The 20,877-nt window shown below is 35.6% G+C and carries 15 protein-coding genes; 6 read left to right on the forward strand and 9 right to left on the reverse strand.

Annotation, left to right across the window (positions count from 1 at the left end):
* Nucleotides 1–4 precede the first annotated feature (4 nt).
* The 4 genes from ACMAWV_RS14990 to ACMAWV_RS15005 form a co-directional block, all read right to left on the reverse strand.
* Nucleotides 5–1,621 carry an AMP-binding protein gene (locus ACMAWV_RS14990; protein ID WP_103219139.1) on the reverse strand — a complete coding sequence of 539 codons (1,617 nt, stop codon included), beginning with the start codon at nt 1,619–1,621 and terminating at the stop codon, nt 5–7.
* Nucleotides 1,614–3,959 carry a phosphotransferase gene (locus tag ACMAWV_RS14995; RefSeq protein WP_412470088.1) on the reverse strand — a complete coding sequence of 782 codons (2,346 nt, stop codon included), beginning with the start codon at nt 3,957–3,959 and terminating at the stop codon, nt 1,614–1,616. Before ACMAWV_RS14995 ends, ACMAWV_RS14990 begins: the two co-directional genes overlap by 8 nt.
* A 104-nt stretch (nt 3,960–4,063) precedes the next feature.
* Nucleotides 4,064–4,978, reverse strand: a complete 915-nt coding sequence (locus tag ACMAWV_RS15000) for a hypothetical protein (protein ID WP_412470087.1) — start codon at nt 4,976–4,978, stop codon at nt 4,064–4,066.
* Nucleotides 4,968–5,903, reverse strand: coding sequence for a hypothetical protein (locus ACMAWV_RS15005; RefSeq protein WP_412470086.1), 936 nt, complete (start codon nt 5,901–5,903; stop codon nt 4,968–4,970). The genes ACMAWV_RS15000 and ACMAWV_RS15005 overlap by 11 nt, the downstream gene beginning before the upstream one ends.
* 63 nt (nt 5,904–5,966) lie before the next feature.
* Here ACMAWV_RS15005 and ACMAWV_RS15010 point away from each other — a divergent pair, with 63 nt between their 5' ends.
* Nucleotides 5,967–7,004, forward strand: coding sequence for a DUF3419 family protein (locus tag ACMAWV_RS15010; RefSeq protein WP_412470085.1), 1,038 nt, complete (start codon nt 5,967–5,969; stop codon nt 7,002–7,004).
* 36 nt (nt 7,005–7,040) lie between these two features.
* On the opposite strand, the gene ACMAWV_RS15015 is transcribed toward ACMAWV_RS15010, so the two are convergent.
* On the reverse strand, nt 7,041–9,716 hold the full coding sequence (locus tag ACMAWV_RS15015) for a PEP/pyruvate-binding domain-containing protein (protein WP_412470084.1): 2,676 nt from the start codon (nt 9,714–9,716) through the stop codon (nt 7,041–7,043).
* A gap of 48 nt (nt 9,717–9,764) precedes the next feature.
* Here ACMAWV_RS15015 and ACMAWV_RS15020 point away from each other — a divergent pair, with 48 nt between their 5' ends.
* Nucleotides 9,765–11,333 (forward strand): AMP-binding protein, encoded by a 1,569-nt coding sequence (locus ACMAWV_RS15020; RefSeq protein ID WP_412470083.1) that lies wholly within the window; start codon nt 9,765–9,767, stop codon nt 11,331–11,333.
* A 31-nt stretch (nt 11,334–11,364) separates the two neighbouring features.
* Here the strand turns inward: ACMAWV_RS15020 and ACMAWV_RS15025 are convergent, their stop codons facing one another.
* Both ACMAWV_RS15025 and ACMAWV_RS15030 read right to left on the reverse strand, forming a co-directional pair.
* Nucleotides 11,365–12,186, reverse strand: coding sequence for a phosphatase domain-containing protein (locus ACMAWV_RS15025; RefSeq protein WP_103219146.1), 822 nt, complete (start codon nt 12,184–12,186; stop codon nt 11,365–11,367).
* Nucleotides 12,187–12,244: 58 nt separating this feature from the next.
* Nucleotides 12,245–12,730: a hypothetical protein gene (locus tag ACMAWV_RS15030; RefSeq protein WP_412470082.1), complete on the reverse strand. Its 486-nt coding sequence runs from the start codon at nt 12,728–12,730 to the stop codon at nt 12,245–12,247.
* Between the two features lie 147 nt (nt 12,731–12,877).
* Here ACMAWV_RS15030 and ACMAWV_RS15035 point away from each other — a divergent pair, with 147 nt between their 5' ends.
* The 4 genes from ACMAWV_RS15035 (at nt 12,878) to ACMAWV_RS15050 (ending at nt 17,753) form a co-directional block, all read left to right on the forward strand.
* Nucleotides 12,878–13,969, forward strand: coding sequence for a cysteine desulfurase family protein (locus ACMAWV_RS15035; protein WP_412470081.1), 1,092 nt, complete (start codon nt 12,878–12,880; stop codon nt 13,967–13,969).
* 11 nt (nt 13,970–13,980) lie between these two features.
* Nucleotides 13,981–15,168 carry a tRNA uracil 4-sulfurtransferase ThiI gene (gene thiI, locus ACMAWV_RS15040; RefSeq protein ID WP_412463120.1) on the forward strand — a complete coding sequence of 396 codons (1,188 nt, stop codon included), beginning with the start codon at nt 13,981–13,983 and terminating at the stop codon, nt 15,166–15,168.
* Nucleotides 15,169–15,293: 125 nt separating this feature from the next.
* On the forward strand, nt 15,294–17,495 hold the full coding sequence (locus ACMAWV_RS15045) for a carboxy terminal-processing peptidase (protein ID WP_103219150.1): 2,202 nt from the start codon (nt 15,294–15,296) through the stop codon (nt 17,493–17,495).
* 12 nt (nt 17,496–17,507) lie between these two features.
* Nucleotides 17,508–17,753, forward strand: coding sequence for a hypothetical protein (locus ACMAWV_RS15050; RefSeq protein WP_103219151.1), 246 nt, complete (start codon nt 17,508–17,510; stop codon nt 17,751–17,753).
* A 262-nt stretch (nt 17,754–18,015) separates the two neighbouring features.
* Here the strand turns inward: ACMAWV_RS15050 and ACMAWV_RS15055 are convergent, their stop codons facing one another.
* Complete coding sequence (locus ACMAWV_RS15055; RefSeq protein ID WP_103219152.1) at nt 18,016–19,113, reverse strand: type IV pilus twitching motility protein PilT; 1,098 nt, start codon at nt 19,111–19,113, stop codon at nt 18,016–18,018.
* Nucleotides 19,114–19,213: 100 nt separating this feature from the next.
* Entirely contained in the window at nt 19,214–20,857 is a 1,644-nt protein-coding gene (locus ACMAWV_RS15060; protein ID WP_392992384.1) for a hypothetical protein, read from the reverse strand.
* Nucleotides 20,858–20,877 lie beyond the last annotated feature (20 nt).

Raw genomic sequence — 20,877 nt, forward strand, 5'->3', positions numbered from 1 at the left:
CTATTTATCCCAATTTCTCTTTAATTAAGAAATTAAACTTAAATTTATTTTTTATGTAACGAGATACTATAAGATTAAATCGATAATTTTTCTCGATTTTTGTAATTTCTCCGGCCATGTATCTTTTTTGGGCATTTTGGCGTTTTACTTTCCCACTAGTTGTCTTTTTAAGAGTTAGCTCTGGCACTATTGAAATATTGTCTTCTGTGAGTGCTAATTTTGATTTTAGAGCATTTGCCACGTCTTCTTTGACTTTGTTACGGGCCTCTTTTGACTTCTCATTTAGCTCAATGATGAGGTGAGGTTTCTCGCTCTTATCTGTTTGAATTGAAAAAGCAACCATACGCCCAAGCTTTACCGCAGGTACTTTTGCGGCCATAAACTCGATATCATTTGCAAAGATATTAACACCATTGCAGATTAAGAGATCTTTACTTCGTCCTGTTACGTAGAGCCTACCTTCTTCATCTAAGAAGCCTAGGTCTCCTGTGTTTAGCCATCCATCTTCGAGATGAGTTTCTCTACCATAATAGTTAGTCGATACTGATGGCCCTTTTATATAGATTTCACCAACACCTTGGTGTTGATTTCTAATCTCAAGCTGAGTCGGTGCTAGAACTTTACCACAAGAAATAAACTCTTCATCTTTAATCGTGACAGTCTCAAACTGTGTACCAACCTCATGAAAAGTTACTGCAAGAGTCGCTTCTGCTAGTCCATAAACTGGCATAATGGCATTAGTATTGAAGCCATATTTTTCAAAACGATTGCTAAAGGCCTTTAAAACATTGGCCTTAATTGGCTCAGCTCCACATTGAGCAAAGCGTATATGAGAAAGATCAAGACCTTCTAACTTCTTTTCTGGGATTTTAGTTGCACAAACATAATATGCTGAATTTGGGATACAAAGAGCACTACACTTTGTTTCTGAAACAAGGTGAAGCCATTTATGAGGCGCAATGACATAGTCTTGAGTACGAATAATATGACATTCAAGATTCTTTAAAAGTGCTGTGAGAAGACTTCCTATCAGCCCCATATCATGGTGAAGAGGTAGCCATGTACAAATAGAGTCAGAATCACTCAATTTGATCCCTTGATTAATTTGATCATTATTTGCAAGTAGATTGCTATGGCTTATCACAACTCCTTTTGGTGCAGAAGTTGATCCTGAAGAAAATTGAATAAAACAAGTTTCACTGCTTTCAGGATTTGCAAATTGTGTTGCCATCTCAGCGTCATTAAATTTTGCTATATTGGTAAAGCCCTCTGGAGAGTTCTTTGCTGCGATATACTTTGTTTGTGCCGCAGATGCGAATTGGAATAGTAATTCTTGGTAATCATCTTTTAACATTAAGGCACTTGATGCCATTGGTACAGGTACGTTACCTGATAGGATGATACCAAAGAAGTAAGTCACAAAGTTTTCTTCATTTTCAAATGAAAGAATTATATTTTTTTTAGTAATATCATTTGCCTTAATTTTAGAAGCAATGACACGGGCCTTCTCCATAAGCTCATTTATAGAAAGTGAGCTAGCAAGCTTAAAGTTCTTGTAAAAGAAGAGAACCTTCTTTTCTTGATCTTTATTTGAAAGTAGCTTGTCGATGAGATTACGCATTCAGCTGACCTTCTAGGTATGAGATGATCTCAAGTGTTTTATTGAAGATATGTGGCATGAACTCATATTCATTTACACTGTGGCCTACATAGTAGAATAGGACTCGGTTAAGTAGATATTCATTTGCACAAGATAACATATTTTCTAGTTTTTCTTGCTTAGATAGTTCAAGCCCATCTTTTGAGAAGTAATAATTTATATCATTCGCAATTTCACCACTTGGTGTTGTAAAGCTCATGAATTCCACAAGGTCTCTATATGGAGAGTTGTAGCGAGATAGTTCCCAGTCATAGAAGCATGGGCGACCATTTTTAAAACAAATATTTCTTGGATTAAAGTCGTTGTGAGTAAGTGTCTTTGGACCTTCGTTGATGATCTTTGACCATTGTTCAAAAGTATTTAGAACTTCTTCTAACTTTTCCTCTGTCTTTGCACTGATGTAGTTTTGTGCACGAATATAAGTGATAATTGATTTCGTTAAGTCTTTATCAATATTTACTTTTCCAAGGTTAAGAGACGACTCAGAAACTTCTTGTGAATTTGCAAAGTTCTGATGAATCTTAGATATAGCATCAAAAATTAATTCACGAGTTGAGCTTATCCATAATTCTAAACATCCTTGAGTGTTCATTAACTCAATTTGAGAAAAGTTTAAATTTTCTAAAAGAAGAAGGTATGCTTCTTTCTGAGCATTTATATATGTTCCATGAAGCTCTGGCATATAGCGAGAGAAATCCTTTGAAACCATACGGTATGCCTCAATTTCTCTAATATGACATTTCGTAAATTCATTATTGTGAATTGTTTTAATGAATTTTCTTCTGATATCACTATCCGCAAAACCTGCAATGGCCGCAAAACCTGCAATTACGTCAGTATCAAGGGGTTTTGACTTCAGAATTATTTTATCTTCTTTGTTGATCTCTAGTGATGTAAAGCCAAGAGATTTGTTCACCACTCTTGAAGTAGCTTCTGTGATAATTCCATTTTCAATATTAATCTTGTGGTCGTGTTCAATTGACTCACTTTCTTTCACTAGAGTTGACTGATCAGTGAAGTTTTCATTGATAAACTCTTTTGTAATATCTTTCGTTTTAAGCTGATCTTTCGGATTATTTCTACCAAGCTTGTCGTGTGCATAAGCAAACTGTCCACCACAGATGGCCGACATTGTTGAAAGCTCAAGAGATAGCGCCGCTCCAGCTATAATTTTTGCAAACCTTTCGACCTTTCCTGCTCCTGCACAACCGATCGACTTTAAGCAGTCTTTATAGTGGCCAAGTCCTGTTCCACCTCCAACAGTTCCAATAACTAGTGAAGGTAGAGTTAAGCTTACGTATAAACCTTTTTCGTGTTTTTCAAAATTTAGAACAGCTGTTGATGACTCATGAATACAAGCAAGATCTTGTCCTGTTGAAGCAAAAATGGCCGCAACAGCGTTGGCAACGTTTACGTTATATCCTGTCATTCCTTCAAGACGAGTAATAGGTAGTGATCTTAAGTAGAGATTGATTAGATCAGTACTTGATGTTTTCAGAATACGCTTTAATACTTTTTCTGGCACTACACATTCTGCAGTTACATATGTTCCACGAGTCTGCATTGCAGAACCAACAGAAACTTTCTTATCACTTGAACCATTTCCTTCTAAGAAGAATTCAACGAGTTTAATTTTTGAAGTTAAAAGCTCTTCTTTGATCCAAAGACATGATTGCCACGTACAAACAGTTGTCATGTTTTGTCCGGAAGCGTCGGCACACTCATAGATAAATTTCGCGTGAACATTGCGACCGATAAGAACTGGCTTGATCTTTTTTAGATCTGCAAAGTTTGAATACTTTTTAGTAATACTTTTAATCGTATCGAAGTTATCTTCTAGCCATGAGATAAATTCATCAGCATGGTCAATATCATCAAATGTGAAAACAGGAGCACGGTACATACGCTTTCTTAAAACCTTGGCCTTGAAGCCACCACTTAAAGAAACAGCAAGTGCACCACGAGTGATCGAAGAAACTAGAGCGCCCTCTGAGGTTGCAATTGGAATATATAAATCTTCCTTTTCACCTTTCTCATTAATTTTTAATGGCCCACAAATTCCCATTGGAATTGAAATACTTCCAGCATAAGACTCGATATTACCCTTGAGGTTTAATCCATCTAGGTCTGTTATTTGAATTGAGTCGAGATTTTCCCCACACTGGGCCTCTAAAATCGCAATACGATTTAGCCTTGCCGCTTCAGAGTAGTCAAAACGAGATGGGGCCGAAAGCTTCTGCTTTACGACTTTTGCTTCCTGCTCAGAAGCTGAATTTGTGCTAATTTCATTGATCTTCATAGTTCAAATATAGCTTATAAAGATGAACGAGAACGTTTGATTGAAAATTGTACTATGGCCGTCTACACAGTAGACGGCAGTTTTATACTAGTAAAATCAATGATTTAGATAGTGAATAGGTGATAGTAGCGAGTTTTCTGCGAAATATCTTTCGCAAATAGTGAGGGAAGGTTCCCGTCTCGCATCAAGCATAGATAAGCTTGCTCATAATGAGATCTTACTTGGGGGATAATTTCCTTAAGTAGGTAAATGAAGCTTAGCCCCATGTAACGATGATCTGGATGGACTCCCATAGTCTTAATTAAGAGCCTCTTTATATTTGTTGCTGTGGGATCCACAAAATTTAGGATGATCCCAATAATTGAATTGTCTGCTTTTGAAATTAGAGCACGTGAGGTATGAGGACAAATAAGGCCAGCCGCTTGTTGGCCATACTTAAGTTTGAATGTTTCAAATGAAATTGGTGAGTAGGCGATATTCTCTCCAAAAACTTGATCAGCACTTTGGTAAAATCGTTCAAGGTTATCAAGCCAAAATTGTCCATCAATTACTTTTAGGTCATAATTTTCAGTCATTGGTGAATCATCAATTTCATCAAATTGCTCAGACCATTTTAAGAGCTTATCAAAATCATTAATTTCATAAGTTACATAACTCTCAAAGATCTCACCATGAGACTTCAGTAATTCGTACAACTCTTTGTCGTAAGAGGGCTCCATTAAGTGATGAGGTAGATCTTCATTCTGTTTTAAGCGGTAGCTATTATATGTAGAAAGATTTAATGGCCCAACCATCTTTTCGCTTCCATACTTTTCACGATAATCTTTGGCGGCTTCAATAAAGCTTTGTGATAGCTTCCCATTACAAAAACCAAAGTACGCTTGCTTATCAATAAGAATGAAAATTGCTGAAGCATCGCCATCAACAAATTGTTCAATACTTGAGATTGCTTCGTTATCTTTAAAAAGAAGGAACTCTTGTTTTTGCTCTTGGGTAAGTCGGTCTAAATTAATTTGCATAAACACCTACAATAAGAGCGATATAAAGTAGGAGAGCGAAGAGTCCGAATGACTTTTCATTCTTCTTACGTCCTTCAAGACTTGGTTTTTTTAAATATTTAAAAAGTGTCGATTGAGCAGCTGCAAAACCTGCGATACCCATTGCAGCTAGAATTGATCGTAGATTCGGCATTAGTGGGATGAGATAAAGAAAACATCCAAGAGTTATCATATTCATTAATGTGATAATGAGAACGCTTCCACCTGTGCCATAAATCTTTGTATATGAGTCAAGTGTTTCAGTCTCTTCTTCAGGGCCACGAGTCTTTCTTGTAAATTCATATGAGAAACCTGATGCAAAAGACATGGCAAGAATAAGATAAACATAGAATTCAAATGTAGGAACCTGCCATTTTGCCGACATAATCCAAATAATAATAAGAGGAGAAACGAGCATGTGGCTAATTGAATAAAGCGTTAAGCGCTTTTCTAGCCATGTACCAATAAAGAACTCCTTGGCCATAAGTATGGACCACAGATAAACAGCGCCGTAGCAAATAAGCGTTAAATAATTATTTGAAATTAAAGCAGAATAAATTAATCCAATAATAGTAAAAACTGCAGCAATAATATCTAGGTGCCAAAGTTTAATGAGGCCTCTTTGGAGCGCACGCTCTGGGTGATTAATACAGTCAACTTTGAAATCTTTATGTTCATCAAACACTCTTAAGACAAAGTAGTGTCCGACTACAGCAATTGCCCCTAGGATATCTAATGGTGTAAAATCTAATGCTTTATCTTGTAAGAATAGAGCAAGGCGACTCATGACAAAGAAAGTGATTAGACCGGAGATGACATTGGCCATTGGGAAGCGCTCGTTTGACCAAGCTAAATATCTCTTAATAAATGAATCTTCTATTGTAATATGACTTATATCTTTGCTCATACATCCTCATCTGAATTTATTTTCTTTGTACCATTATATAATGAAAACAACTATAATTGTGACATGGCAAAATATTTTACTGACAAATTAAATTACTCACTAGCAAATGAAGATATTGAGATGGAGTCAAAAGTTTGTGAAAAACTTTCTCCTAAAAAAATTGGCTCTATTTGTGGTGCAGGACCAAGAGGGTTATACCTTATTACAAATACTGACTCAAAGTTAGACCTCTTTGATGTATCGGGCCTTCAGATTGAATGGGCAAGAGCGTATGAGAAGGCGATTCTTGCACTTGAAGAAGTGGATTATTTAAGAGCATACCATGATGATTCCGCGATTTTAAAAACAGTTGGTGCTAATGTTGGACTTAATGATTATTTTGAGGCCAATGAAATTGCGGCACTTGCCGGATCATGGGAAAAAACATTTATTACCTTTTCAAAGCTTTGTCGTAAAATTTTAGGGCATCGTATTATTGAGGCCCTTAGAAATTGTAAAACAATTCAAGAGCAATTAAATATAATGGATACAGTAAGCTTTAAGGTTAAGTGGACAGTTGTTTTATCAATTGTAGGAAATAAGGCCTTAATGAACTCTCTCTTGTATCGAGGTGACTTCATTAGAAAGAATATCCCAGAAAGTTATGTGAAATTTTATCGTAATCGTTTTGCTCGTCTATTTAAGAATAATCTTATTAAAGATAATTTTTTCTTAAGTCTATGCTTCTTTGGTGAAGTAACTTTGACAAATACGCCTCTACGTTGTCGAAGTTTTTCGCATCTTAAAGATTGTATAGAAACAACTCAAATCAATTATCATATTGGTGATGTTGTTTCAGAGCTTGAAAGTGGAAAGTATCAATTTGATTATTTCTCTTACTCTGATGTCCCTAGTTACTTTGATGATAAATTAGGCAAGGATTTCGTTCAAAAAGCAAAGTCTTCAATTTCTATCGGTGGAGTGATTTGTGTTCGTTATTACTTACGAGTTCATACTCCAGATTTAGATGGTTTTGAAGATATCACAGCTGAATTTAAAGATCTTATAAAGAAAGAAAAGGTCGGAGTTTACGACATAAAATTTTATAAAAGAGTTTCATAAAGAAAAGGCCTCTAATGAGGCCTTTGTTATTCTTTGTTATTCTTGGTTTTCTTGTAATAAGTTGATTAGACCTTTTTCACAGTCCATTTCGATCTCTTGTCCATTCTCTACTATTTTTGTAATTCCTGGAACTCCGACGATTGTAGGAATCTTAAGTTCTCTAGCAATAACTGCTGAGTGGGAAAGTGTCGATCCCTTTTCTACAAGTAGTCCTTTGATTGACGGAAATAATGGTGCCCATCCTGGATCAGTTCTTACTGTACATAGAATCTTGTCATTAACATCAATTCCATCATCCGGCTTAAAGAGTAGGGCAACCTCTCCTGTGATGTGACCTGGGTAACATCCTATACCTTTTAATGCACCATCATGATCAAGATTTGTATTGCCTTCATAGATAAATTTATTTCCTGCGTGAACGAAGCCAAATGTCTTAAAGTGATGACCAGGTTCCTCATCTTCATATGAATCGTACTCAGACTTTCTTAAGCTTATTAGTTCTTTTAGATTTGTCTGAACAATACGCCCATCTTTTAGTTCTTCAATTTCACTAAGAGTTAAAAAGAAAATATCATCTGGTGTACTAATTAGATTGAAGTTTGCTAATTGATTTCCCATTTCACGGTAAATTTGACGTGAGATACCAAAAGACTTTGTTCTAAGAAGTCTTGTGTTTTCACGATAACGAATGGCCTTTCTAAGTTTTGCCAGATCTTTATAAAAACGTTTTCTTCCAAAAATTGAAAGCTTTTTCTTAACTATTGGCTCAATCTTTTCTTCTTCAGACTCTCTAAGTTCAAGCTCATTTGCAATGAAGCTTTCATAACTTAGGCTTTCTTTAATCACGTAATTTTTTAGAATATTGATGAGAAAGTCTGGGCTTTCTCTCAGTGATAAGCTTTCAAGCTTAAGCTCACCAATTGTGCGATCACCATAGTTTTCGATATAATCTTGGCATAAATCAAAAATGGCCTTATTGTTGATATAGAAGAAGTCCATAACTTTTGAATTTTCTAGTTTTAGGAATTGATCCTTAAGATTTTGATCGCATTTCTTAATTTCATCACTTATTTTTAAAAGTTCTTTAGTCGGTTGAGTACTGGCAATATCATGTTCTCCTGATAATAAATTTCCAAGAGTGATATCTGCATTTTCAACACCAAGCTTATCCATCCAGCGATACATCTTTCCATTCATCATCATAACGTAGAAGTCATTTATAAGTGGAGCGTGCCATTTACTTGTGATTTTCTGATCGAGCTCTTCAGTTAGATCATAGAGTTGAGTAAGATTAAGTCTATTGAGTTTGGTGAAATCAATGTCATTATAAACTTTATAAAAATCAGACATAAAGTCGGCAACAACTTTATCTATTTTTGAGAAATACCAAAGAAGACTACCAAAGGTTTTTATCAGACCTGGTAACATTCTTAATCTCTCACATAAAGGTAGGTCTTTATCTTCAATAAAGTCGACAGGGTCTGTAATCCCCATCATTTTCTCCATATCTCCTTTAGATTGTTTAAAGGACGGAAGCAAAAGGAGCCCCTTATACCAAGATTGAATATTGTAGAATACTCGACCTTCAATAAGAGCGATCATATTCTTATGTCTTTTTTCGTGCTTTTTTAACTCTTCTTCACTTAGCCCAGTTAAGCCTAGTAGTTGATGATAGACCTTGTAGTACATCTTTGAGGCATAAGAGAAAGTTAGGGGTGTTGTAACTCCATTGAATGATTCTTGGATATTTGAGTTATCAAAAACATTGGCGAAGTCTTCACGCTTATCCATTGGAAGAGATGTGATATCTCGTGTCTGGACAATATAGATATTTCCATTTTGAAAACAAAATTCTATATCTTGAGGCTTCTTCTTTAATGCAAGAATATTTAGGGCAAGCTTATTTAACTCAATGATTTCTGCGTGAGTTAAGACACTTGAATTGATATCATTTCCTGTAACTTCAACTTTCTTTGTTGTTTTGTTTTCGTAGTCAGCAATAATCTTATAGTCTTTTTCCCTAATTTCATCTCTAATGATACCAAGGTCATTGATTGTGTATTCATCAGTATTGCATTCACCACTTACAACACCTTCTCCTTGACCGTAGTTTGCTGAAATAAGCATCTCGTCTCTGTATCCATTAATTGGATTGGCCGTAAAGAGAACACCTGACTTCTCAGGATCAATCATCTCTTGGATGATAACCGCCATCTTTGGTGTCGATTGATGGATTTGATTTTTAAAGCGATATGTAAGGGCCGTTAGAGAGAAGTTGCTTTTAAAACAATTTCTAATGGCATCTTCTATTTTATCTTTTCCTTGAACATAGAGAAAAGACTCTAATTGTCCAGCGAAAGAGAAGTGACTACCATCCTCATCAGCAGCTGAGCTTCTAATAGCATAGTGAATATTAGGATTAATTCTCTCCATAACTTCATCAATAATGGAAATTTCACACTTATCAATTTCAGCATGAATTTTTGCGATTAGTTCTTTTAAATCATCAATAAATTGAAGTTGTGTGTAGCTTACGATGAGTTGCTTTAATACCTCATTTTGGTCAACTAATGTTTGAAAGTAATCACTAGTGATACAAAACCAATCTGGTGTATTAACACGACACTTTTCAAGCTTAGCAAGGTTATAGGCCTTACCACCAACTTGTGTTTTTGTTGTAAGAAGAGAATCAAATTTACTTAATAGATACATTTACTACCTAACATTACAAATTATATTATTTTCATTTAATATTATCATATGAAAAAAATTGAAGATATAAGGCAAGAACTGGGTTACGAAGGTATACCGATAAATGGATGTCACTACCTGGATTCTCACTTTCGAAATAATTTAGAAAAGCGATGCTTGATCTATCAAAATAAAGATCAGAACTATGGCGAGTTTATGTCTCAGGTTGGGGCATGGATAAAGACATTATCTGATGCTGGAATAAAGAAAGGGGATCGAGTTATCGTACTCATTCCATTGCGACTGGAGCTTTATCAGATAATGGTGGCATTGTTCTATATGGGATCAGTTGTCGTCTCAATTGATTCTACTATGCCAAAGGATAAACTTAAGCAGGCCATTGAAGATGCAAATGCTCAAGGGATCATCTCTGTTAAAGAGCTTTTAAAATGGACGCCTTTAATTCCTGCTCTGTGGAAAATGAAGCGCTTTACGTTTGATCAAAATTGTCTTTTTACTAAAACTTTAACAAGTATTAGAGCACAAGATAATCTTAATTTCTCGCAAACACCAATTGAGCAAGATGCTCAGACACTTATTTCTTTTACAACTGGCTCCACTGGAAGACCTAAGGCCGCAAATCGAAGTCTTGATATCTTTTTATCACAAAAGATTGTCTCAGAATATTTTTGGCTACATAAAGAAGATGAAGTTGATATGCCATTTTTCCCAACTCTTGTTCTACAAAACTTGGGCCTTGGAATCACCACAATTTTCCCAGATATCGACTATCGTAAATTAGCTGAGTTTGATGCTTCAAGGGTTATTGCGCAAATGAATCAATATGGTGTCACACGATTTAGTGCTAATCCAATGATTATCAGAAGACTTGCTGATTACCTTGCATCAAATGATATCAAAATTCCATCGTTAAGAAGTATTATCATTGGTGGTGCTGAAATATCGACAAAGCATGCAAGTTTTGTGAAGGAACAATTCGATAAGGCCTGTTCGTTGGTTGAGATTCATATTATCTATGGCTCTACTGAAGTTGAGCCCATTAGTTTTGTTCCAATTGAAGAGTATATTTCAAATAAGAAAGTTGGACTTAAGTTGGGGCATATCATTGAAGTTTTAGATACTAAGATTGATAAGGTCGCTAATGGTTTTGATTTTCAGGAAGGAGTCGTTTGGGGAGAAATCTGTCTAAGTGGACCTCATGTTATTAAAGAGTATATTGATAATCATCCTGCCAATAAAACGACTAAGAGATGGGATGAACAGGGAAGACTTTGGCACCTCACTGGTGATGTTGGATATGTGAGTGGGGGACAGATTTATCTTCTTGGGCGGCTCAAAGATTGTTTAAAGGTTAATGGTAAGCTCGTTCCAACATTTCACTATGAGAATGAATTGGCCCGTATTGATGGTGTTCAAAGAGCAGCTCTAGTTCAAGTCAATGATACGATATTGTGTCTGATTGAGGGTGAAGTTAAGATAAAAGAACATATTAGTGAAATCTTAAATGATTGGAATCTTGGTGAAGCGCTTGTTGAATTTGGCCGTGTTCCTGTTGATTCAAGGCATTTTTCTCGAGTTGACCGAAATGCCATAAGAGAAAGTATCCAGCACAAGTAGATTGTGCTGGATTGATATCTAAACTCTTATACTAGTTATCGTAATTTCGACAAAGAATTGAGATCTTCTTTGTCAGCTCTTTAGGTAGTGTTGAAAATAGGCTTGATCCGCTATTTACTTCGTGTCCATAACATCTTTGCCAGTGAGGAGTATAAAGTTGTCCTTTATCTCTTAAAAGGTACTCTTCCATATAATTTTGAAGATGCTTATCTAAAAGCTCTTTCGAGTCAGATCTTTCTAAAACTTTTCTCTGATAAAGAGTATCTGCGATTTCAAATGGTGTAACAAAACTTGCTTGACCTTTGTAGAGTTCATTTGATTCATCAAAGTTGTAGGCAGCACGTATAAAAGTATGAAACTTAATCCCTGGATAAGTCTGTTTGATACCATTATAGAAAGAGTTATCGTGTTCTCCGTTATCACCAACTAGGATAACTGTATCAGGTCTATTCTCAGCGATTAGCTCTTGAAGTCTTTGCGCTTTAAATACCTTGCTCGATACTTTAAAAGGTCTAATTTCCAAGCTTCCCTCTGGGAAGTTTCCGTTTTTAAGGAGTTCATTGTGCGACCATGCCATCACTTCCTCTGGCGCATTTGTTAGATAAAAAACATCTGCATCGAGGCGATTTTTTATGATGTGATAAAGGTCGGCCATGCCAAGGAAAATATTATTTGTACGGTAGGCGTTTGAAACGGCATCGACCTTTGATCTGATATGGCCAACTTTAATTGTGTCGTCGATATCTGAAATTAGAATCGTCTTCCCACTATCTTTAGTAAAAGCTAGTGTTGCCGAAGCTAAGAGGTTTAACATTAATACTAGGATTACTGATTTCATCTTTCTTGTTTTCATGAAGAAATCATATTGAATGAATTCACTAATTTCACCATGTATCGCGTTAGTATGAACATTATACAGAGATTTCGTTAAAGTTTTCCATCCAAGTACTGAATTGTTGGCATTTTTGGACTTCTTTGGCCTTTAATAAGTAGAGATTCTTATGAGATCTGAATGTGAGAATACTACCATTCACTTTTAGCTCTTTTAGCTTTTCAATCTCTTTATAGTGCTCAATATTTCGATAATCACAAGTGCTGATTGTTTCGGCTTCAATTTTTTCTTTTTTAGTCACTTCTTCGTGTAGTTCATTTAAGAGATTTAATTGTTCTTGGGAGAGTTCGTGCTTAATCTGTGCTAATCTTTCTAGATAATCTTTTGATTCGTTAAGACTTCTGGCCGCAAGATGGCCCAGTCCTTTCTTTGAAAAGTTATTAAACTCTTCAATTTTCACTTGAGAGCGAAAGAGGTAGTCATTGGCCTTGGGTCCAACTGCATGAACCGTATTTGAAAGCCAGTAGACTCCGATTAATATAAAGATAAAGTATCTTAGTTTCATATGTATTTTATAGAGCAAGAAAAGTGCCAAGAAATAGGGCAGTTTTATACGAACTTTCAGTAACTTGGAGTGTTTAGTATATGGACAGTGTCTAAAAATATCGTTATTTAAGGTACTTACTGTTTAAAACATGGTATAAGGCAAATTATGTACTATTTTGATCACGCTGCCTCAACTAAGCTCTATCCTGAAGTTATTGAAGTTTTATCGCAAAGCTTCGAACTGGACTATCCAAATCCTGCTGCTAAGCATTTAGCAGGAAAGGAATGTGCTAAGAAAATTGAGGATGCTAGAAGTAATATCTTAAAACTTATTCAGGCAAAAAACTATGGCCTAATCTTCACTTCTTCTGCAACTGAAGCAAATAATCAGGTGATTCGCTCGATTGAGGAGGGGATTATTTTTTTAAGTGGAGATCATCCTTCTGTCACTAAAGTCATTGATAATGGACAAGGTTATAAAAGCATCGATGAAATTGTCGATGGCGTAACAAGTGAAACACAACTTGTATGTATCAGCCTTGTTAACTCACAATCTGGACAATACTTTGAAGTTGAAAAAATAGCGCAAGCTGTGAAGGCCAAGAATAGAAAGTGTCTCGTTCATGTGGATGCGACACAAGGCTTTGGTAAGGTTCCTTTCACACTCAAAGACTCTGAAATTGATTATGTCACTTTTGGTGCTCATAAAATGGGAGGTCCAAGAGGAATTGGCGGTCTTATTTTTAAAGAAAGTAAGGTTCAATTTCTTAAACGCTACCTAAGAGGTGGTGCACATGAAAAAGGCCTAAGAGCATCGACACCTCCTACTTCTCTTGTTGTAGCTCTTGAGAGAGCATGTGAATTGGCCTTTAAGGATTTAGAGAGTTCATTTGAGAAAGCAGAAGTTCTTAAAGAAGTAATTAAAAAAGGGCTAAGTGCTCTACATAAAAATATAAGTTATCCATTTGAGGATCGAAATACTTCACCATTTATTCTATGTGTTCTCTTTGAGGGAATTGCTAGTGATATCATCATGAGACACCTTGAAACCAAGGGAATCATGATCTCTTCATCTACAGCTTGTTCATCAAAGATTAAGGGATTAAACCCTCTCTTTGCAGGACTTGGGATTGAAGAGAAGTTTCATAAAAATATTCTTAGGATATCGATTGGTAAGTCAACAACACAAGAAGAGGTGGAAGGCCTTTTAAAAGGTTTTGGCGAAGTTATTGAAGAAATTGGTTTTTTAATTAAATAGGAATAATAAAGATGTATAAAAGTTTAATTTTAACAGTTGATGAATTATGGCTTAAGGGTAAGAACAGAAAGAGCTACTATAAGAAACTTCAGACAAATCTAAGTCGAATATTTAGTAAGTATCATCACACATCTTGGAAGCTAAAAAATAATCAACAGCGACTAGTGGCCGAAAGTGAAGAAGAGTTTAGTGAAGAACTAATCCATAGATTAACTTCTGTTGCTGGCCTAAGCTCTGTTACTCCGATGCGAGCGTGTCCATTAGATCTTGATTATGTTTGTGATCTTGCCGTAAAAGAATTAAGTCAATTATCAAATATTAAGACTTTTAAAGTTCAAACAAAAAGAGCTCTTAAACAATTTCCAAAAAATAGTGATGAAATTAACCGCTATATTGCAACTGCAATCTTAAAAAATACGGAACTTAAAGTTGATGTAAAAAATCCTGATCTCATGGTTGATGTAAAAGTCATGAATGAAGAGATCTATCTATCTTGGGAAAAGATTCCATGTATTGGTGGTCTCCCTGTAGGGACAAGCGGACATGCTATTACTCTTTTATCTGGTGGGATTGATTCACCTGTTGCTAGTTATTTAATGGCAAGAAGAGGCGTGAGACAATCTTTTGCTTTCTTCTATGCCTATCCATATGTTGGAGAGGAAGTAAAAGATAAGATTTTAGAGCTTGGAAAAATTCTTTCTAAATTTCAGGATAGCTTTAAATTATATGTTCTTCCTTATGGAGATATTCAAAACTATATTGCAAAAAATTGTAAGGAAGATTACAGAACATTATTTTTTAGAAAATATATGATGGATACTTCTGCGTATCTTGCAAGAAGAACAAAGGCGAGTGCCCTAATTATGGGAGATGCCCTTTCACAAGTTTCAAGTCAGACACTTCAGAATATGAGTGTACTTGATCGTTCTTGTCCGATGCTTGTGATGAGGCCACTTATTGGGATGAATAAGCTGGACATCATTACAGAGGCCAAAAAGATTGATACATTTGAAACATCTATTATTCCACATGATGACGCTTGTTCAATGTTTGCACCGAAACATCCAGTAATTAAGGCAGAAATAAAGTACTTTATGGAGTTTTGCGAAGAGCATGATTTATCAGAGTTAATTAAAGAATGCGTTAATAATGCTGAAGTATATCAGTATGATATTCAAGGTAACTTTGAAAAAAAATGAGCGGAATGAGATTTTATTGTGCATTGCAAGTAATTTCTTCCTGAATAATTAATCTTTGATTAATACTGAAGAGGCTTTAAAATATAATTTAGGAACTACCTAATATTATTAGAATTGGAGCTTCAATGCACAAGAAATTTCGAAAGTCGTTGGGACTATTTTTAGGTCTCATTCTTTTATCAACGCCATTTGTTTTAAGAGCGGAAAATGGTTTATTTAGTATTAATAAAGATCAAGTTTTAGGGAACTTATTAATCGATGTTCTCGAAAAACTTCATTATAAAAAATTAAAAGTTAATGATGATCTTTCTAAAAATGCTTTCAAAGAATTTGTTCAAAAAGTCGATTACTCAAAGCAATTTCTATATGATTCGGATGTTAAAGAACTTAAGAAGTATGAGTCTTTAATGGATGATGAGATGAGATCAGGAAACTACAAGCTTGTTCTTGATGCCATGAAAATTAAAAAGCAAAGAATTGAAGAAGCAGATGCTTTAAGAAAGAAAATGTTTAAAGGTAAGTTTAACTTTCATGGAAATGAAGTTGTTGAGCTAGACCCAGAAAAAAGACATTTTGCAAAAGATAAGAGTGAGTTTGAAAAGAACTGGCGCCTTACTTATAAGCAATCAGTAATGGCCCGTTATATCTCGATTAAAGAAGACCAAGAAGACCTCAAGAATCCTAAGAAGAATGCTAAAAAGACTGCTAAGAATAAAAAGAATGGAAAGAAGAAGCTTGAGTCTGAAAAAATTCTAACTGAAAAAGAAATCGTAGCTAAGGCCCACGAAGCTATCGACAAGAAATATCGCCTTTATTTCGAAAGACTTTTAAAAGACACAAGAGATGACTATATGGAGCTTTTCTATAACTCTGTTGGTGCTGTATTTGATCCGCACACAGCGTACCTTGCTCCAAAGAGAAAAGAAGATTTTGATATCGATATGTCAGGGCAACTTGAAGGTATCGGTGCTGTCTTATCTGAAGATGAAGGTTATATCAAAGTTGTTGAAATCGTTCCAGGTGGAGCTGCATGGAGACAAAAGGAACTTGAAGTTGATGATTTAATTCTTGCTGTAAGCGAAGGTGACTCAGAGAAGGAGCCGGTTGATCTTGTTGGGATGAGAGTTGATGATGCCGTTAGATACATTCGTGGTAAGAAAGGAACAGTTGTTAAGCTTCATGTTAAGAAGGCCGATGGCTCACGTAAGTCAATTGGTATCACAAGAGATGTTGTTAAGATGGGGGCCTCTTTTGCTAAGTCTTCAGTTCTTGAACTTAAAGGTGTGAAAGGTAAGTTTGGATATATTAATGTTCCGAAATTCTACCGTGAATTTAATGGAACGATTAATTGTACTGATGATGTAAGAGCTGAACTAAAAAGATTAAAGAAACAAAAAGTTAATGGTGTCATCCTTGACCTTAGAAATAATGGTGGTGGGGCCCTGACAGATGCACAACTTATGTCAGGTCTATTTATTAAGGAAGGGCCAATTGTTCAAACTAGAAACTATATGAATCAAGTTGAAACTCTTGCAGATGAAGATCCAAGTATTGAATATGGTGGCCCACTAATTGTTATGGTTAACCGTTACTCAGCTTCTGCATCAGAGATTCTAGCGGCAGCAATGCAAGACTATAAGAGAGCTGTAATTGTTGGTGGTGCAGTTACTCACGGTAAAGGGACTGTTCAGGTTGTCTATAGCCTTGATCAAGGTCTAAATAAAATGATTGGTGAAGAGTTTGGAGCATTAAAACTTACGATCCAAAAATTCTACAGAATAAATGGAGTATCAACACAGTATAAAGGTGTAACACCTGATATTGTAATTCCAGATCCAATGTCATATGCTGAAAACCGTGAAAAGGATTTAACTTACTCACTTAAGTGGGATGAAATTAAGCCAAAGAAATATCAGAAGTGGGCAGGTATGTCTTATGATATGAAAAAGCTTATTAGTGAGTCTCAAAAACGTGTTCAAAAAGATGAGCGCATGCAAAAGATTGAAGAGAGCGTTGCTTACCTTAAGAAGAGACGTAAAGAGACTGAGCTTAAGCTTAATATTGACTCTTGGATGAAAGAAGAAGAGGCAAATAAGAAGAAGCTAGAAAGTCTAAAACTAGATCTAGAAAATAAAGATTTAGTTGTTACTCACTTCGAAGAATCACTAAAGTCACATGAGACTGTAAAAGAAGGTGATGAAAAGCAGTGGAAAGAAGACTTTAAACAACGTAAGGAAGAATGGGTATCATCTCTACGTAAGGATGCAGGGCTTGAGGAAGCAATCTATATTATGCGTGATATGATTGCTCAAGAAGCAAAGAAATAATAAGGATAAGAAATGGATTTTAATAAATTAATTGATAATTCAGATATTGATCATGTGATGGCAGTTCTTGAGGAAATGGATGATGAGCAATTATCAGTTGAGCTACTTAGAAAATTTAATGATAGCACTAAGGCCTTAGGAGAGTTGTTAATGAATCACGATCCTAGTTTAGATCATGCACATTGGAAGACTCAATGTGATGATGCAAAAAAGCTGGTTGATAAAGTCGTAAAAGAGATTCTTTCACATCAAAAATAATTTTTTAAGGTAAAAAAGAGTAAAAGTTTTAGATTTTTTTTATATTTAAAATTAACAAGGGCCAAGTCATAAGTACTTGGCCTTTTACTTTTTATTTGCTGAAATTTCTTCCTCTTAATAAAAAGGGAAAAATGGCGAATAATAAATACCATGTAAGTCTTTTCTTACTATCCTCACATCAAGTTAGTCTAATTCGCGTTAGACGGATTGGCCCTGGCCCCCACCAGGGCCTTTTCTATTCTTGAGGTAGCGTTCTTGTTTACTACTTTGTCAGCATCAGTTTTCTCATGAAGTCACTTGCGCTTCGCACTTCCTTAGCAGCATCTTCCTCACTAATATAATTACCTTCAAGAAGATTAAGGATTGCCTGATCAAAACTCTGGCAAGGGATGTCTGCTGAATTTGTTCCACCATTTTCAATAATTGGAATGATGCGATCAAGAGGCTCATCTCCACGAATACATTCTTTAACACCTGGGCCAGTGACCATAATTTCTTGGGCAACTCGTACACCATTAGCAGATTTTTTTGAACGTATCATTCGTTGTGAGATTGTGGCATAAAGGGAGTCGGCCAAACGTTTTCGTGCATCGGCCTGTTCTTCACCTGGAAACATTGAAATGATTCGACTAATTGTCGATATCGCATCTGTCGTATGAATCGTTGCTAGTACCAAATGACCAGTTTCAGATGCCTTTAGAGCAATTTCAATTGATTTTTGATCCCTAAGCTCTCCAAGTAAGATAATATCTGGGTCCTGTCTTAGAGCATATTTTAGAGCATCTTCAAAATTATCGGTATCCACTCCAATTTCTCTTTGGGTGACGCGCGATTTTTTTTGTTCATGGATATATTCAATTGGATCTTCGATTGTAATAATATGTTTTGCACGACGCTCATTAATATAGTTGATCATACTTGCAAGAGTCGTCGACTTACCAGAGCCTGTCGCTCCTGTAACAAGAATTAGTCCACGTTTAGCACGGATAATTTGTTTTAGTGAATCACTTAAGCCTAAGGCCTTATAGCTTGGAATTTCTTTTTTAATGACACGAAAAACAAGGCCATTCTTATTGTTGAATTTAAAGTAATTAAATCTTAGACGACACTTATCTTCAAAGTCAAAAGAGCCATCGAGATCCTTGATTGCCTCAAGCTCTTGCTGTTCCTTATCTCCAACGAGTAGGCGAAGGATATCGTAGATGCTTTCTTGGGTTAGTAATTTATTTGATTTAACGGCGACCATGTCACCACTTATTCTAAAGCAAGGGGTTTCGTCTGCCCTTATATGTATGTCACTCGCATTGTTGTCAATAGCGACATTGATTAGTGACTTGAAATGAGAGTACTCAAATGTCATTAATTACGTCCTTCATCGTATAGCTTCTATAAATCATAGATAGATAGAGACTTGTCGGAAGACCGCGCAAAAAAGTTTAGTATTATGTAATATTAATATCTTACTTCGCGTATTTCTTTCGCATTTCCCATAGAAGATTACTAATATAAGGCCTTCTCGACTCCTTAGTCGTAAGCATTAGAAGCTTTGTGATCTTAAGGTTCTTTGGGTCTGAGTAGAGTAGAATCAGCATCTCTCGAATGAAATTTGTCGAAAGGGTAATGTAATTATCTGTTCCAACCCCAAGCTTAACGCCTTTCTTTTCCCACCATGAAAATGGATGGTCTTTAAAGTCTGGGAAAACTCCTGTGAGCTTAAGGTTTGATGATGGAAGCGCAACAAGTGAAACACTCTTTTGAATAATACGGTTTAGAATATCGTGTTGATAGTGTTCAACTTCACGTGCATTATGAAATTTAGTCTTTAATAGTAAAGTCACTTCATCTGCTTCAAGTGGCTCACCTTTAAAGAGTTTCTTTTTTACTCCAATAGAATAAGATTCCCACTCCATCTCTTCGAGCTCATGTCCTTCTGTTGATTTCTTATCAATCGGTTGATGTTTTGCATTTGCTTCAACTATTCTTTGAAAGAGACGGTGGTAGTAATAGTTAGGATTAATTCCAAGGCTTAGCCCATGTTCAAGTGTATCAATATGCCAAATATTCATAGCATTATCGACAGATTGAATTCCTTTTTTTAAAGTCAACCAAGTCTCTCCATGGTGAGAGCGAATCTTTAATCCACGGTACTGAAGCTTACGTAGTCCACTTTTAAGCTCTTTAAAGTGCGCCTTACGATAAAGGGCCTTCTCATCTCCAACTGTGTCAACTTCTACTAGGTTCTCTTTTAAGTACGGATACTTTTCCAAGATATCTAGTAGGGCATCCACTTGATGCTCAAAGTGTTCTTTCTTAGTCTCAAAGTTAATGTCATCAAAGAAGTTCAATTCTTTTCTAAAAGACGGAGATAGAATAAATTTGAAACTTGGTACTTCTTTTTGAAATTTCTTGAAACCTTCATAAAGTCCTAGAACAACATCTTCTTCAGTAACTTCTCCGATACCAGGGATTTGTTCTGCATCCATATTTGAAGCACGAGATAATGTAAACTTTAGACGAATACTTCCGACGTTATAATTTTCGTACAATTCTTTTGCCATATGATAGGCAGCATCTTGATGGGCCTTTTTAGATGTAAGGATAAGCTTTGCTAAAAAGAGTATTCGAAGGTAAGTTGCAAATTGTTCGCCTTCTTTAAGTCGAATAAGGTTATCGACATCTTCTATACTATTAATTGGGAGAGCATCATCTCCATAAACTTCTGCAATTCTCTTTTCGTAAACTTTTTTATTCTTACCACTTAGAAGTTTCTTTAAACGTGGATAGATAAATTCTGCATTTAAAGATCCTGTTAGGTGGATATGTTCTTCGTAGTATGGAATTGGAAATTTTTGAAAAAAGTTAAAAACTGCATCTGATACAGGGTGATTGAGAAGAGTTTCAATATCAACTTCATCAATTTGAAAAGATGAGAGTAGCTTCATAAATTCAAGAACTGGCTTCTCTAATAATTGATTGTCGCGAATACTAGGTGAGTGCACAAGTAGCTCTAGGGTATCATTTAAAGAGATACCATTTGTTTCGCTTACAATCTTAATTAGCTCACATTCAATATTATTGATAATTTGTTCTTTTCTCTTTTGCATCTTTTACTTCTCTCTATATC

The sequence above is a fragment of the Halobacteriovorax sp. RT-1-1 genome, from assembly GCF_047085455.1.
Lineage (GTDB): Bacteria > Bdellovibrionota > Bacteriovoracia > Bacteriovoracales > Bacteriovoracaceae > Halobacteriovorax_A.

Coding starts and splice junctions, on each gene's coding strand:
- ACMAWV_RS15035 (WP_412470081.1), top strand. CDS start 12,878: ATGTACTATTTTGATCACGCTGCCTCAACTAAGCTCTATCCTGAAGTT.
- ACMAWV_RS14995 (WP_412470088.1), bottom strand. CDS start 3,959: ATGAAGATCAATGAAATTAGCACAAATTCAGCTTCTGAGCAGGAAGCA.
- ACMAWV_RS15015 (WP_412470084.1), bottom strand. CDS start 9,716: ATGTATCTATTAAGTAAATTTGATTCTCTTCTTACAACAAAAACACAA.
- ACMAWV_RS15050 (WP_103219151.1), top strand. CDS start 17,508: ATGGATTTTAATAAATTAATTGATAATTCAGATATTGATCATGTGATG.
- ACMAWV_RS14990 (WP_103219139.1), bottom strand. CDS start 1,621: ATGCGTAATCTCATCGACAAGCTACTTTCAAATAAAGATCAAGAAAAG.
- ACMAWV_RS15020 (WP_412470083.1), top strand. CDS start 9,765: ATGAAAAAAATTGAAGATATAAGGCAAGAACTGGGTTACGAAGGTATA.
- ACMAWV_RS15025 (WP_103219146.1), bottom strand. CDS start 12,186: ATGAAAACAAGAAAGATGAAATCAGTAATCCTAGTATTAATGTTAAAC.
- thiI (WP_412463120.1), top strand. CDS start 13,981: ATGTATAAAAGTTTAATTTTAACAGTTGATGAATTATGGCTTAAGGGT.
- ACMAWV_RS15005 (WP_412470086.1), bottom strand. CDS start 5,903: ATGAGCAAAGATATAAGTCATATTACAATAGAAGATTCATTTATTAAG.
- ACMAWV_RS15060 (WP_392992384.1), bottom strand. CDS start 20,857: ATGCAAAAGAGAAAAGAACAAATTATCAATAATATTGAATGTGAGCTA.
- ACMAWV_RS15000 (WP_412470087.1), bottom strand. CDS start 4,978: ATGCAAATTAATTTAGACCGACTTACCCAAGAGCAAAAACAAGAGTTC.
- ACMAWV_RS15010 (WP_412470085.1), top strand. CDS start 5,967: ATGGCAAAATATTTTACTGACAAATTAAATTACTCACTAGCAAATGAA.
- ACMAWV_RS15045 (WP_103219150.1), top strand. CDS start 15,294: ATGCACAAGAAATTTCGAAAGTCGTTGGGACTATTTTTAGGTCTCATT.
- ACMAWV_RS15030 (WP_412470082.1), bottom strand. CDS start 12,730: ATGAAACTAAGATACTTTATCTTTATATTAATCGGAGTCTACTGGCTT.
- ACMAWV_RS15055 (WP_103219152.1), bottom strand. CDS start 19,113: ATGACATTTGAGTACTCTCATTTCAAGTCACTAATCAATGTCGCTATT.